At 61.1% G+C, this 14,911-nt stretch carries 12 protein-coding genes; 8 read left to right on the top strand and 4 right to left on the bottom strand.

All coding sequences use genetic code 11. The features are described 5' to 3' along the window. Window positions 1-17 precede the first annotated feature (17 nt). Entirely contained in the window at window positions 18-725 is a 708-nt protein-coding gene (locus LB536_RS21085) for a Tim44/TimA family putative adaptor protein (RefSeq protein ID WP_224596040.1), read from the bottom strand. Between the two features lie 199 nt (window positions 726-924). Between LB536_RS21085 and LB536_RS21080 the strand changes: the two genes are divergently transcribed. The 3 genes from LB536_RS21080 (at window position 925) to LB536_RS21070 (ending at window position 4,368) form a co-directional block, all read left to right on the top strand. Further along, a complete protein-coding gene (locus tag LB536_RS21080; protein ID WP_140765607.1) occupies window positions 925-1,422 on the top strand; it encodes an FxsA family protein in 498 nt (165 codons plus the stop codon). 346 nt (window positions 1,423-1,768) lie between these two features. Then, a complete protein-coding gene (gene secB / locus LB536_RS21075; RefSeq protein WP_224595977.1) occupies window positions 1,769-2,272 on the top strand; it encodes a protein-export chaperone SecB in 504 nt (167 codons plus the stop codon). 455 nt (window positions 2,273-2,727) lie between these two features. Further along, complete coding sequence (locus tag LB536_RS21070; RefSeq protein ID WP_224595974.1) at window positions 2,728-4,368, top strand: ABC transporter substrate-binding protein; 1,641 nt, start codon at window positions 2,728-2,730, stop codon at window positions 4,366-4,368. A gap of 1,040 nt (window positions 4,369-5,408) precedes the next feature. On the opposite strand, the gene LB536_RS21065 is transcribed toward LB536_RS21070, so the two are convergent. From LB536_RS21065 to lepA, 3 genes are all read right to left on the bottom strand, one after another. Beyond that, complete coding sequence (locus tag LB536_RS21065; protein ID WP_224595971.1) at window positions 5,409-5,924, bottom strand: hypothetical protein; 516 nt, start codon at window positions 5,922-5,924, stop codon at window positions 5,409-5,411. Window positions 5,925-6,242: 318 nt separating this feature from the next. Then, window positions 6,243-8,777, bottom strand: coding sequence for an SIR2 family protein (locus tag LB536_RS21060; protein WP_224595968.1), 2,535 nt, complete (start codon window positions 8,775-8,777; stop codon window positions 6,243-6,245). A gap of 93 nt (window positions 8,778-8,870) precedes the next feature. Continuing rightward, entirely contained in the window at window positions 8,871-10,676 is a 1,806-nt protein-coding gene (gene lepA, locus LB536_RS21055; protein ID WP_224595965.1) for a translation elongation factor 4, read from the bottom strand. A 209-nt stretch (window positions 10,677-10,885) separates the two neighbouring features. Between lepA and LB536_RS21050 the strand changes: the two genes are divergently transcribed. The 5 genes from LB536_RS21050 (at window position 10,886) to msrA (ending at window position 14,869) form a co-directional block, all read left to right on the top strand. Next, complete coding sequence (locus LB536_RS21050; RefSeq protein ID WP_224595963.1) at window positions 10,886-11,965, top strand: TadE/TadG family type IV pilus assembly protein; 1,080 nt, start codon at window positions 10,886-10,888, stop codon at window positions 11,963-11,965. A 259-nt stretch (window positions 11,966-12,224) separates the two neighbouring features. Beyond that, entirely contained in the window at window positions 12,225-12,596 is a 372-nt protein-coding gene (locus tag LB536_RS21045) for an endonuclease domain-containing protein (RefSeq protein ID WP_140765597.1), read from the top strand. A 264-nt stretch (window positions 12,597-12,860) separates the two neighbouring features. Next, a complete protein-coding gene (locus LB536_RS21040) occupies window positions 12,861-13,565 on the top strand; it encodes a DUF1223 domain-containing protein (protein ID WP_224595962.1) in 705 nt (234 codons plus the stop codon). Window positions 13,566-13,733: 168 nt separating this feature from the next. Then, window positions 13,734-13,964, top strand: a complete 231-nt coding sequence (locus LB536_RS21035) for a hypothetical protein (protein ID WP_224595959.1) — start codon at window positions 13,734-13,736, stop codon at window positions 13,962-13,964. 179 nt (window positions 13,965-14,143) lie between these two features. Continuing rightward, window positions 14,144-14,869, top strand: coding sequence for a peptide-methionine (S)-S-oxide reductase MsrA (gene msrA / locus LB536_RS21030; RefSeq protein ID WP_140765603.1), 726 nt, complete (start codon window positions 14,144-14,146; stop codon window positions 14,867-14,869). The last annotated feature ends 42 nt before the right edge of the window (window positions 14,870-14,911 follow it).

Here is a 14,911-nt window from a genome sequence, read left to right as displayed (position 1 = left end):
GCCCGCCTGTTCCGGGCTCAGTCTTCTTCTTCGGTGGCGACGAGCTTCCAGTTCGGATCGCGCGAGCGCGTGTCGCGGGCGAAGGTCCAGACATCCTTGACCTCGGCCACGGTTTCGGGATCGCCGTCGATGACCGCGCCCGCCTTGTCGCGCGTCGCCGAGATCAGCTCGCTGATGATGCGCAGCGTGACATGCGCCTCGCCGCCCTTCATCTCGGCCGAGACGATGTCGGCCTTGTCGATGCCGACGAAGGAGGACTGGATCTTTTCCGACTTGGCCTCGCGTTCGCCAATCGCGGCGACGAAGCCGTCGAAAACTTCACGGGACAAAAGGTTCTTCAGCGTTTTGCGGTCGCCGTCGGCATAGGCCATGACGATCATCTCATAGGCCATCTTGGCGCCGTCGACGAACCCCTTGGGATCGAAGGACGGGTCGTTGTCCTTGATCGCGCGCAGGCCTTTGTTGAGATCGGTGTCGGGCTTGGCGAAGGCGTCGATCGCCGTATAGGCGTCGGCCGGCGCGGGCTCGCCGGGCGCCCGCTTGCGCGGCAGCGAAACCACGTTCTCGGGCTTCTGCGTGGCGTCCTTTTCGGTGCGCGCCGCCGTGTAAGGATCGAAGGGCGGCCGTTCGCTACCGGTCCGACGGCCCAGCACGTTGCGCAGCTGGAAGAAGATCACCACCGCCGCGATCAGGAAGAAAATCGTGCCGAAGTCGAAGAAGCCCATATCTTCCGCCAATCAATCCCTGCCTCTAGGCCGGACCGTCCAGCCAACAGGCCGCGGTCGCATAGCGTTCAACATTCAAAGCATATAGAACGCAAGGCGCAATCATTCAAATCAAAGGCAGGCATACCTATCTAACAGCCTCCATGCCAGCGGCGATTGGCCGCCGGCGGGACAAAACAATCGAATGGTCGGTAAAGACTTGCGCATTTCGCTGCTTCCCTTCTTTCTCCTGGCGCTGCCGCTGCTGGAAATCGCCGGTTTCGTCGTCGTCGGCCGCGAGGTCGGCGCCTTGGCGACGGTCGGCCTGGTGCTTGCCTCGAGCTTCGCCGGCGTGCTTTTGCTGCGCCACCAGGGTTTCGGCGTCATGACCCGTATCCGCACCGAGATGGCAGCCGGCCGCGACCCCAGCCGCCAGCTCGCCCACGGCGCCATGATCGTGGTCGCGGCGATCCTGCTGATCATCCCCGGTTTCATCACCGACATCATCGGGCTGCTGCTGTTCCTGCCGCCGCTGCGCGACCTTGCCTGGAACAGGCTGAAGGGCCGCATCGTCGTCGCCACCGATTTCTCCACCGGCGGCTTCCGCCGCCAGCGAGACAAGGTCATCGACCTCGAAGACGGCGACTATTCGCGCGAGGACGACCTGAAGCGCGGCCCGGACCACAATTCGCCATGGCGGCGTCTGAAGGACGACTGAGTGCCGCCCCGCTCCCGACGTCGGCTCCGCCCCTCATTGCCCTGCCGGGCATTTCTCCCCGTATAGTGACGGGGAGAAAGGGCTGATTGCGGCGCCGGCGCTCAATCCCGCGACGTTGGCGATTGGCGAAACCATTGATGACAGCACCCCTCTCCCCGTCACTATACGGGGAGAGGATGCCGGCAGGCAGGTGAGGGGCAGCGCTGCCCTCGACTGACTTCTCCAACGCAAGCAATTGCCCCCGAGCCCGAAGGCGGCAAACCTTGTCTTGTCATGCCGGCCATGGTAGCGAACGCCCGATTTCAATTCGGTCAGCAACGCTGCCCAGGCAAAAGGATATAGGCTCATGGCCAGCAATGATGACGCGCCGGTCGGCGCCAACGGAAACGGCAACGGCAGCGCGACGCAGCCCTCGCTCAACGTCCTGGCCCAGTATGTCAAGGATCTGTCCTTCGAAAGCCCCGGCGCGCCGAACTCGCTGCGCGGCCGCGACAAGGCGCCCGGCATCGCCATCAACGTCAACGTCAACGCCAACCCGCTCTCCGACAAGCAGTTCGACGTCAACCTGACGCTGAACGCCAAGGCCTCCTTCGACCAGGAAGTGCTGTTCAACGTCGAGCTGGTCTATGGCGGCGTCTTTGCCATTTCGGGCTTCCCGCAGGAGCACATGCTGCCGATCCTGTTCATCGAATGCCCGCGCCTTTTGTTCCCCTTCGCCCGCCAGATCATCGCCGAGGCGACCCGCAATGGCGGCTTCCCGCCGCTGATGCTCGACCCGATCGATTTCGCGCAGATGTTCCAGCAGAAGATCGCCGAAGACCAGGCCGCCTCGCAGACCAAGGTGAGCTGATCTCGGCTGACACGGATCGCTTGAAGAACCCGGCCTCGTGCCGGGTTTTTTGTTGGTGTTATCCCGTTCGTCTCCTCGGCAACGCTGGCGGGACAGCACCCCCCTCTGGCCTGTCGTGTTTTGCCTTCGCCAATCTCCAACGTCTCAATGTCGGCGGAGCGCTGAAGCTGCCAATCTCCCCCCTTGCGGGGGAGATGTCCGGCAGGACAGAGGGGGGGTGTGAAGGAACTCGGCGGTCGGCCAATTCTGAACCACACCGCTCATCCCCTCTTGCGGAGCACCGCACAACTCCTGCGGATTCCAGAACATTTCCGTACGTCACCCCGCTTTATCATTCCCTCTCAGGCAATGGCGCCCCGGCGGTCGCAGCCGCCCCGCCTTGGCGCCCCGTGCATGCCGTCCCGAAACCGCTGGGCAGTTTTGGGCGGCATCTACCAACAAAAGAGGGAACGACGATGAAATTCATGCTGACCGACCGCAAGCTCCACCCGCGCGCCAAACCCGTCGCCGACGATTTCAGGACGGGCGGCATCAGCCGCCGCGAATATCTGGCGCTCATGGCCGGGCTCGGTGTCAGCGCCGCCGGCGCCTTTGCCCTGGGCGGCCTGACCGCGACGCCCGCCCGCGCCGCCGAGCCGAAGAAGGGCGGGACCTTGCGCGTCGCCATGAACGTCAAGGGTTTCAAGGACCCGCGCACCTTCGACGGCGTCGAGATGTCCAATGTCGCGCGCCAGTGCAACGAATATCTGGTGCGCTGGAACACCGATTTCTCGTTCGAGCCCTGGCTGCTGGAAAAGTGGGAGATGAGCGACGACGCCAGGACGCTGACGCTGCATGTGCGCAAGGGTATCACCTGGTCGAACGGCGATGCCTTCAACGCCGACGATGTCGTCCACAATCTCACCCGCTGGTGCGAGGCCGGCGTCGCCGGCAATTCGGTCGCCGCGCGCATGGGCGCGCTGGTCGACGCCGACACCAAGAAGCTGGTCGATGGCGGCATCGAGAAGGTCGACGACTTCACGATAAAACTCAATTTGCCGAAACCCGACATTTCGCTGATCGCCGGCATGGCCGACTATCCCGCGCTGATCATGCACCGCTCCTATGACGGCGATGGCGACCCGATGAAGGCGCTGGCGATCACCACTGGCCCCTGCGAGCTGGTCAAATGGGACGCCGAGACCGGCGCCGAGGTCAAGCGCAAGGACAAGCCGTGGTGGAAGGGCGAGTTCTACCTCGATGGCATCCAGTGGATCGACTACGGGTCCGACCCCAACGCCATGCTGTCGGCGTTCGAATCCGGCGAGATCGACACCGACCACGAGACCGCTTCCGACGCCGTCTCGCAGACCGACAAGATGGGGCTGAAGAATTCAGAGATCGCCACCGGCTCGACCATCGTCGCCCGCTTCAATGTCGGCAATGCGCCCTATGACGACGTCAAGGTGCGCCGCGCCGCCCAGCTCGCCGTCGACAACTCCGCCGTGCTGAAGCTCGGCCTCGACGGCCGCGGCAAACCCGCCGACAACCACCATGTCGGCCCCATGCATCCCGAATACGCCGATATCGGCCCGGCCAAGCGCGATGTGGATCAGGCCAGGAAACTGCTCGCCGAATCCGGCAAGGCCGACCACGAATACGAGCTGATCTCGGTCGACATCGAATGGCAGAAGAACACGGCCGACGCCATCGCGGCGCAGATCCGCGAGGCCGGCCTCAAGGTCAAGCGCACCGTGCTGCCCGCCGCCACCTTCTGGAACGACTGGAGCAAGTTCCCCTATTCCTGCACCGAATGGCTCGGCCGCCCGCTCGGCGTCCAGGTGCTGGCGCTGGCGTACAAATCCGGCGCCGCCTGGAACGAGAGCGCCTACGCCAACAAGGAGTTCGACGAGCTGCTCGACAAGGCGCTGGCCATGCCCGACCCCAAGGCCCGCAAGGAGATCATGGCCAAGATCGAGCAGAATTTGCGCGACTCCGGCATCATCATCCAACCCTACTGGCGCTCGGTCTACCGCACCTACCGCAAAGGCATTGAAGGCTGCGAACAGCACCAGGCGCTCGAACAGCATTTCGAGAAGGTTTGGATTGAAAGCTGAGGCGGTCGCGGCGCCTCTTCCTTCTCCCCCTGTGGGAGAAGGTGGCCTCGCGAAGCGAGGTCGGATGAGGGGTGTTCCAGCTTGGCAGCATGCGTTTGACGGCAAGCGCATCGAAGCGGCGCGAAACCATCACGCCTCACTCCGTACCGCACCCCTCAACCGTCTCGGCGCTGCGCGCCGATCCACCGCCCGGGGGCGAGCCACGGGTCTCGGCCGTCCTTCGGACCCCACAAGGGGAGAAGGAAGAGGCGCCGCGCCCGGCGTCGCTCACCGCCCGGCCCTCAGCCGCGTCTGGATCCAACCGGCGAAAGTCAGCACCGGGAGCCGCGGGCGATGCGGAGCGCCTTTGGCCCACACTCTTATCATTTGGGAAGATGGCCGGCGCGATGCCGGTGAGACAATTGCCTGAGCCCCGCGCCGGCCACTAGCGACCTTATAAAGGTCCGCCGCCCGATTTATGTACCGGCCCCGCGCCGCGCGATCAACCGAGCCGGGCAGTTGGTACGAATTCGTACCGACCCTCGCGTGAGACTTCGGATAGCAATCGGCGACAGATCGGAAGCGCGGAAGAACGGCGCCATTCAGCGACAGCGCGGGGCAAGCCCGCCCGGGGGGCAGGCCTTGAGGCGGAAGCTATCCGCAGGGGTGCGATATTGTACAGACTCCGGCCGTCACGGCCGAAAGCTTCTCGCGCTTGCTCAGCGTAGGCTTCGCATAGGTCTTTTTCATGGATGGTCCCCCTGGCCCCCAATGGCCAAGGTCCAAAGGCGCCGGTATTCGCGCGATGTCAATGCGCACGTGCAGACCGGACGGTGAAGAGCGTTCTTCCTTCTCCCCTTGTGGGAGAAGGTGGATTGCCGCAAAGCGGCAAGACGGATGAGGGGTGTTCCAGCTTGGCGGCACCATCAAAAGCCGCACCAAATCGGCGCGAAACACGTCGCCCTCTCACTCTGTACGCACCCCTCATCCGTCTCGGCGCTACGCGCCGATCCACCTTCTCCCACAAGCGGAGAAGGAAGAAGCGCCGCGCCGGGTCCCGCTCATCGCGCCGGCCTCAGCAGCGTCCAGATCCAGCCGGCGAAGGTCAGCACCAGGAAGGGATAACCAGCCGCCGGCAGCGGCGCCGAGGTCGGCAGCAAGGGCGCGCCCCACAGCACCATGCCCACCGACACCAGGAACAGCACGGCGGCCACGAGCGCGGTGATCCGCATCCACGGCGCGAAAGTGTTCGGCACGCTGATCATGATCAGCGCCGCCGCCCAAAGCGAGATGCCGCCGACATAGGAAGGCACGCTGGCCTGCAAGCCCGCCGCATTGCCGGCCAGAAGCAGGCTCTCGCCGGCCAGGAAGGTCAGGAAGCCCGCGGCCACGCAATCATTGCCTAGGCGCTGGTATTTCATCGTCAGAAGCGCGGTCGCCACCACCAGCGCCACGCCGTCGATCGCCCACAGCGTCTCGCGCAACGCATTGCTTGCCACGAAGGTGCCGGCAAGGCCGAAGATGCCGCCGACGGCGAGGCCGATGGAGGCGATGGTGTCTAGAGTGGTGATGCGCATTTTGATGTCCCCCAAGCAAGCTGGAGAGAGGATACGCCGCCGCCGCAACGGCCCAATCCGGCAGCCACCGCTGGGTGACAGGGGGACGAAGCGCAGATGCTTCGCCTCCCACCTTCACCCAACAAAGATATCATAGCTTTGACCAAGCGGTCAATTTTCTGACACGGAACCAACACGTCGCCGGTCGCGGAACCCGGACTGTCAAGCGCGACCTTGAGCGACGTGTCGAAAGCGCAGCGCGCGATGAAAGCGCCTAGCCGCCAAGCAGGTATCCCGCAAGCTGCTAGCTATCGACAAATAACAGCGCCATCGCGAGTGCTATTTGTAATTGATTTGACCTACTTTATACGACAGCCGACGCCACTCGGACGTCGATGCCAGAGTCAGCAGGCGCGTTCTCAACTCCATCAAGATTGGATCCGAAAATCTCTTCAGCAAACTGTCTACTTCGCGAAAATAGGCCTTGCTGGCGACAACCGCCCTATCTACTAACCCATGCGACATCAGGGCATCAATATGATGATACCCAAGAGTCACTATTGGATATTCGTCCAGCGCCCCCTTCAATCTCTCTACACCCATCGAATGGTGTCGCTCCATTAGACTCGTTACAGCCTCGTCGATGAGCTTCTGCGTAGAACCGCTGAAAATCTTGTGTTGAGCGGCAACGATTAATTTTTGTTGCCCAAGCGCATGCTGTGCGTACTTGTTCCCGGGATACGCCTCTATTGATCTACCCAGCATCTCCAAAGCGTCCTGCTGCCGTCCAAGGCGGCGTAATAGCAATGCATACTGAAGCCAGAAATGACCATCCAGCTGAAGAAGCACCTCGAACTTCGCATAGAACTTAATAGCGTTCGATTTATCGCCGGACTCAGCAAAAATCTGGTATATATTGTTGTTATTCAGAAGATACTTGAATAGCTGCGCGTCATGGCTGGTTAAATTCCGGATTATTGGTGGAGCGAACTGAACATAATATCTAATCATCGCCTCCAATACCGCTTCGATGTCCTCTATTTTGGCGTGCTTCTGGACTATCTCAGATGCATATATTTGATGTCTCGCTTGGTACCTACCCGACTTTGCGACATCGACAATCCCTTGGAGGCCGTTGGAAAGCTCATCAAACGTCTGCATGACATTCAGATAGCTTAGGACAGTCGACGCCATAGATTTACTAATTCCAACTCTGGGAACAGTTGCAATAGCAACCATAAGAAACAACCAACGCCGCCCTTGGTCCGTTATCCGAGAAAATTCATCCTCAATAATTTCTTCAAAGCCTTTGGATTCTGTCGCCTCGAGCATGGCGATCAGCAGTTGTTGCTTACTCTTTGTGAAGCGCTCTCTCTTTTCAACCAAGCTTAATTTGTTGAACGCCGGGGCAGCGAAATTAACCTCGATCGCTTTGATGATAATCGGTATATCATCATTTTTAAATCTATCGAACCTAACGGTGCCGACGTTGCCGCCAAACAATTTTCCAAGCCTATCGTACCACTCCCCGGTCCTCGCGCTTGTGACAATGGTGGCGCCCTCCATGGAGCGCCCATTCAAAACCTCCGAAATGTCTTCGGCCACGACGTGCAGATCGTCGACAATTACTATGCATGGTTTGTCGTCACGAAATTTCTTTAGCGAATACATCACTTCCTTGAACGGAGTTCCGCTCTCTGTATACTCAAATACAAGTACTTCCTCTTTGAAGGCTACCGAATTCATTGCGTAGTGCATAACGAAGGTTGATTTTCCAGATCCAGCTTCACCAAGGACAACGATAGCCCGTTTCTGAATTCTAGTATTGTCTACCTCTTGAGCAATTCGTTCGAATTGTCCGAGGACCGCATACGACGAAGTAGAGATTATCGGCCAAGTTGGGCCGTACCCCTCGTAGAACCGTCTCCTATGCTTTGATATGTCTAGTCCGATGTTCAAAAATCGTCTTTCGATATCTTTCTTTGTTATTGGGAATACCGCTCTGAGCGCCTCAACGTCAGTTTCACTAAATCGACTTTGCTGGCTAATTCGCGCTGCGGCCCCGTTGGACTCGAGATCTCTAGGTAAAAGCCCTCCTGGAAATCTTCGGCCGAGCTCCAGAACAAAATCCTCAAGCTTTGCCTTAATATGGACTATGCCGCGGTTCTGGAGCGACTTGCTCTGAATCTCAGTAAGAATGTCGGGCGTGATGCAAAAAGACCGACCAGGGACGGCATCCTTGGTCAACGCTGCCCTCACGCTTTGAAATAGAATTTGCTCCTTTAGCGTAGTGCCTACAAATATAACGGTGTAGTCGATGAAATCCTCGCCAAGCTGCGAATACCACGCCGGATTCTTTGCCGAAGCCTCAGCGTACTCGGAGGACGAAAAAATGAATCCCGTTTCGGTATCGAGAGCGGAGCCATGCAGATGTATAACCTGACACTCGGCATAACCTTTCCATTCTACACGCCGATCCTTAAGCGCGTTGTAGAAAAAAAGCCTCTGTGAGCGCTTATTTCTCGGAATATTCTCAATGGTATCATCTACGTTGAACGTGTACACTCGGCGCCATGGATAGCTGAACGCCTCGACAAGAGAAGTGCTCGGCTTAGCGTTTGTAAAGTTATCCTGGAAAATTTTCTTGTATTTTGCTGATCCAAGCGAAGCCCCAGCAGCCTCGAATACGTCTTTAATATCTTCACCGCCGTATGAAAGGTCGGATGCCTCGGCGATCAGCTTTGCGATCTGAGTCGTACTTATAATTGGCCGGCCAAATTTATTTGTTGCTTGCCCGCTAACACCGGCACCCGTAACTAGGACAACCCTGCCTTCGCGAATATCGGCAAATACAGACTCTGGAAACAAGCTCATAGCATCCCCCTACCTAATTGCTAGAATGGCCGAGGTTCGAACTATTTACTAGCCCCAAAGGATGAGTTTTGCCGTCAGCGCATGACGCGCCCCTCAATCGCCCATCTTCAGCGCCTGAATAAACGCCTCCTGCGGGATATCCACCTTCCCAAATTGCCGCATCCGCTTCTTGCCCTCTTTTTGCTTGTCGAGGAGCTTGCGCTTGCGGCTCACGTCGCCGCCGTAGCACTTCGCCGTCACGTCCTTGCGCAGCGCCGAGATGGTTTCGCGGGCGATGACCTTGCCGCCGATGGCGGCCTGGATCGGGATCTTGAAGAGGTGGTGCGGGATCAGCTCCTTCAGCTTCTCGCACATCTGCCGGCCGCGCTTTTCGGCCGCCGTGCGGTGGACCAGCATCGACAGCGCGTCGACCGGCTCCTCGTTGACCAGGATCGACATCTTCACCAAATCACCCTCGCGGTAGTCGGTCAGGTGATAGTCGAACGAGGCGTAGCCCTTCGAGATCGACTTCAGCCGGTCGTAGAAATCGAAGACGACTTCGTTGAGCGGCAGATCGTAGGTCAGCATGGCCCGTTTGCCGACATAGGAGAGGTCGGCCTGGATGCCGCGCCGGTCTTGGCAGAGTTTCAATATGCCGCCGAGATAATCGTCGGGGGTCAGGATCGTGGCGCGGATCCACGGCTCCTCGATGGCCGAGATCTTCACCACGTCGGGCATGTCGGCCGGGTTGTGCAGTTCCTTCACCGAGCCGTCATTGAGCAGCAGCCGGTAGACGACCGATGGCGCGGTGGCGATCAGGTCCAGGTTGAACTCGCGCTCCAGCCGCTCCTGGATGATTTCCAGATGCAAGAGGCCAAGGAAGCCGCAGCGATAGCCGAAGCCGAGCGCGGCGCTGGTTTCCATTTCATAAGAGAAGGAAGCGTCGTTGAGGCGCAATTTGCCGACGGCGGCGCGCAGATCCTCGAAATCGGCGGCGTCGACCGGGAACAGGCCGCAGAACACCACCGGCTGCGCCGGCTTGAAGCCGGGCAGGGCGTGTGCGGTCTGGCGCTTGTCCTCGGTGATGGTGTCGCCGACGCGTGTGTCGGCCACTTCCTTGATCGAGCCGGTGAAGAAACCGAACTCGCCGGGGCCGAGCTCCTCGACATTGATGCGGGCCGGCGTGAACACGCCGGTGCGCTCGACCAGGTATTTGGCGCCCGTGCCCATCATGCGGATGGTCTGGCCCTTCCTGAGCACGCCGTCGATGACGCGCACCAGTACGATGACGCCGAGATAGGCATCGTACCAGCTGTCGACCAGCATCGCCTTCAGGGGTGCCGTGGCATCGCCCTCGCGCGGCGGCGGCAATTGGTGGACGATGGCTTCCAGCACGTCGGGGATGCCGAGACCGGTCTTGGCCGAGATCAGCACGGCGCCCGAGGCGTCGATGCCGATCACCTCCTCGACCTGCTCGCGGATGCGCTCGGGCTCGGCGGCCGGCAGGTCGACCTTGTTCAGCACCACGACGATCTCGTGGTTGTTGTCGATCGCCTGGTAGACATTGGCCAGCGTCTGCGCCTCGACGCCTTGGCTCGCGTCGACGACCAGCAGCGAGCCCTCGCAGGCGGCGAGCGACCGCGACACCTCATAGGCGAAGTCGACATGGCCGGGCGTGTCGATCAGGTTAAGGATATAGTCCTCGCCATTGTTGGCGCGGTATTTCAGCCGCACCGTCTGCGCCTTGATGGTGATGCCGCGCTCGCGCTCGATATCCATCGAGTCCAGCACCTGCTCCTTCATGTCGCGCAGCTCCAGCCCGCCGGTGGACTGGATCAGGCGGTCGGCAAGCGTGGATTTGCCATGGTCGATATGGGCGACGATGGAAAAATTTCTGATGTGGTCGAGGGGCGTGCTCATGCCGCGCGCTTTAGCAGGGGCGGCAACCGGCGGCAAGGCTTGCGGCGCAAGGGCTGCCTTGCCGCTCACAAAGCGGTGATAGCAGCCAAAAAACCGAGAAAATCGGCCTTCGCGCCAAGAATGCATAAATTTTGATCGATCACATTAGACCTTGGTTTGCCGGCTGTGTGGTAAATGCACGGTCGCTAATGTCCGTTGGGGGGTTGGAAATGTTCAGGGTTATGCGCGGCTTTGCCCGTTCCCGCAGCGGGTCGATGATGCCGCTCTTCCTGGTGATGCTGATGCCGCTGATCGTGGCTGTCGGCATGTCAGTCGACTATACCAGCGCGGTCGAGACCAGGTCCAACCAGCAGCAGGCGCTGGATGCCGCCATCCTGGCGATCACCACCATGGATACCACGTCGACGCTGTCGCAGCGCCAGACGATGCTGCAGAATTCCTTCATCGCCAACGGTGGACAGGGCAGCGCGACGCTGACCAACTTCGTGGCTGGCACCACCGCGACCGCCACCACCGCGCAGGCCACGGCAAGTTTCGCCATGCCGACCGTTTTCATGAGCATCGCCAGGATCAATACCGTGCCGATCGCCGTCGCGGCGGCGGTGAGCAAGCCGCCGGCGCTGGTTGCGGCCACGTTCAAGGTCACCGGCGTGTCGGGTTACTGGAACAAGACAATGACCCTCTACGGCACACAATTCGGCGCGACGGTGGCCAAACCGCTGATGACGATCGACTATACCTATGGCGGCACCGGAGACCCGAAGGGCTATGGCACCACCAATGTCAACGTCCTCACCACCGATTCAAACGGCAAGACCGTCACCACCCTGGTCCAGAAGCAGGTCTGTAGCCTTGGCAAAAAACCACCCGCCGGTGTGACGCTCCAGAAAGATGCGAGTGGCACGTACTATTACTGTGTCGACACGATGTATCCCGCCGATGGCCCCGGCGCACAGATCGACGTCAGCCAGATGGGTGGCCTCAGTCTGCAGATGCATGTGCCATCAGGGAACCCGCAAGACCTCAAGTCGAACGATCCGCTCACCTCGAACCGACTCTATAGCGGGGTCAAGGATCCGCTGACCAACAATGTCAACTATACCGAGACCGCGACCGGCCAGGTCGTCGATATCTTCGGCCTCGTGCCTTGCGGCTCGACAGCCTATCAAGCCTGGGAAGACGGCGGCAACCCGGTCCCGGCGCCTGTCACCAACGCCGACTTCTTCTACAACGTCACCGGCAAATGCGACTTCAACAAGCGGCCCTCGGACACCGCGCTGACGCAGTGACGTAGACGCTTCTTCCTTCTCCCCTTGTGGGAGAAGGTGGCCTCGCGAAGCGAGGTCGGATGAGGGGTGTTCCAGGGAACACCAACGCCTCACTCCGCTGGAACACCCCTCAACCGTCTCCGCGCTATCGCGCCGATCCACCGCCCTGGGCGAGTCACGGGCCTCGCCCGCCCTTCGGGCCCCACAAGGGGAGAAGGAAATGCGTGCCTTTTGCCACAGGGACTGTAGACGGACCGCAGCGTTCGACTAATCTCACGTCATGCCGCATCAACCCGTCCCTCCCGCCAAACGCAATTTTGCCCGCTCGCTTCGTCGTGCCATGACGGAGGCTGAAGGCAGGCTTTGGCAGGAGCTGCGCGACCGCAGGCTCGACGGGATAAAATTCCGGCGCCAGATGCCGTTTGGAAAATACGTCGCGGATTTCGTCTGCATCGAAGCCAGCCTTATCATCGAGATAGATGGCAGCCAGCACGCGGATTCGGATTCGGACCGCAGCCGTGACGCCGACCTGAAGGCGAGAGGCTTTCGCATCCTGCGCTTCTGGAATGACGACGTCCTGAGAGACATGAACGCCGTCTGCGACACGATCATCGCCTATATCAGGGACACGAGTCTGCAGCCCTGGCGTTAGGTGCCGGCCGCGGTTCTTTGAAGGTGGATCGGCGCGTAGCGCCGAGACGGTTGAGGGGTGTTCCAGCAGAGTGAGGCGTTGGCTTTCCCTGGAACACCCCTCATCCGACCTCGCTTCGCGAGGCCACCTTCTCCCACAAGGGGAGAAGGGAAGAAGCGCAGGCGCCCCGATCACAAACCGGTGAGCGTTGTAACGAAGCTCGTCGTGGCGGCGAAGTGGGGACATGACGGGCGCATCGCGGCGCCGTCCCCACGGAGCACGCCGATGTCGCCAGTCCTATCAAGCAGGTTCCTCGCACTGTCCGGCCTCGCCGGGATGGCGCTCGCTGCCTCGCTCGTCAGCGCCGTCGCCCAGCCGCTCACCGTGGTCGAGCTGTTCACCAGCCAGGGCTGTTCGTCCTGCCCGCCGGCCAATGCCAACCTCATCAAGGTGAAGGACCGGCCCGGCGTGCTGGCGCTGTCGTTCAATGTCACCTACTGGGACTATCTCGGCTGGAAGGACACGTTCGGCAAGCAGGAATTCACCCAGCGCCAGGTTTCCTACGAGCCGCCGCTCGGCCATGACGGGCCGTTCACGCCGCAGGTGGTGGTCAACGGCCATGCCGATGTCGTCGGCGCCGCACCGGGCCAGATCGAACATCTGATCGCCGCCACGGGCAAGACCGGCGGCCCGTCGCTGTCGCTCGGGGGCGGCAAGGTCGCGATCGGCGCCGGCTCGGCGCCTGGCGGCAAGGCCGATGTCTGGCTGGTGCGCTACACCAAGGGTATCGTCGAGGTGCCGGTGGCGCGCGGCGAAAACACCGGCCGCACCTTGCCGCACGCCAATGTCGTGCACGCACTGACAAAACTCGGCAGCTGGAGCGGCGAGGCCAAGACGCTCGATCTGCCGGCAGCCTCGGCTGGCCTCAGCACCGCCGTGCTGCTGCAGTCGCCCGGCGGCGGGCCGATCCTGGCCGCCGCCGCCAACTAATGCATGTCGCGCAAAAGTGACCTCGGTTTTGCGACGACGACATGCATCAAGCAACAATCACGTTCAGGCAAAGACTTGCCGAGCAGAGATTTGCGCCGCCGCATGGGCGGCGGCGCAAGAGCCCGGCCGCCCAGAGGGCGTGCCACCAACCCCACAAGGAAACCGACCATGACCAATTTCTCCCGCCTGACGCTGCCGGCGCTCGCGCTTGCTCTCTGCTCGACGGCGCTGTTTGCCGGCGGCATCGCGCGCGCCGACGACGCCACCAATGCGATGAAGCCCGCCGATCCGATGGCCACCAATTCCATGAAGCCCGCCGCCGATGCCATGAAGCCGGCGGACGCGATGAAACCGACGACCGACGCGATGAAGCCGGCAACGGATGCCACGGCCAATTGAGATTGGTTCGTGGCCTTCTGTCCCTGGCGGGCTCCCTGTCCAGCCGGGGACAGTTGCCGGAGCAATCCCGGGAAAGGCGTGACGTCCGGGGGAGCACGCGAATGTGAGCCTCCGCCGCATCGCGCCACGGTCGCTGATCCAATAGACTGATCCCTATGCAAGCCATGAGGAGTGCAACCATGACCAATATCGACAATCGTCCGACGGGCTTTGTCCGGGGCGGGCTCGCCGCACTCGCCCTTGCCGTCGCGGGCGCCGCCTTCTGGCTCACGCCCGCCATCTCCGCCGAGGATGCGGTGAAGATCCCGCCGCCGGCGATCGACGAAAAGGCGGCCCCAGGCAGCGAAAAGGCGATCTTCGCCGGCGGCTGCTTCTGGGGCGTGCAGGGCGTGTTCCAGCACGTCAAGGGCGTCAGCAAGGCGGTGTCCGGCTACACCGGCGGGTCAAAGGAGAACGCCGTCTACGAGACGGTCGGCACCGGCCGCACCGGCCATGCCGAATCCGTCGAGATCACCTATGATCCGTCCAAGGTGACCTATGGCCAGCTGCTGCAGGTCTATTTCTCGGTCGCCCACAACCCGACCCAGCTCAACTACCAGGGCCCGGACTCGGGCACCCAGTATCGCTCGACGATCTTCGCCGAGAACGACGCGCAGAAGAAGATCGCGCAGAGCTACATCGCCCAGCTCGACAAGGCCAAGGTGTTTTCCGAGCCCATCGTCACCACGCTGGAGACCGGCAAGACCTTCTACCCGGCCGAGAACTACCACCAGGATTTCCTGACGCTGAACCCGACCTACCCCTACATCGTCTACAACGACCTGCCCAAGGTGGCGAATTTGAAGGCGCTGTTCCCGTCGCTCTACAGCGAAAAGCCGGTGCTGGTGCTGTCGGCGAGCAATTGAGATGGCCCGCATTGAGCCTTCTCCCCTTTTACGGGGAGAAGG

Origin of the sequence: Mesorhizobium sp. ES1-3, from assembly GCF_020164795.1 — a bacterium.
In the GTDB taxonomy this organism is placed as follows: Bacteria; Pseudomonadota; Alphaproteobacteria; order Rhizobiales; family Rhizobiaceae; genus Mesorhizobium.
Note: the sequence above shows the minus strand (reverse complement) of the source record. Positions and strands in the feature narration are given on the sequence as shown.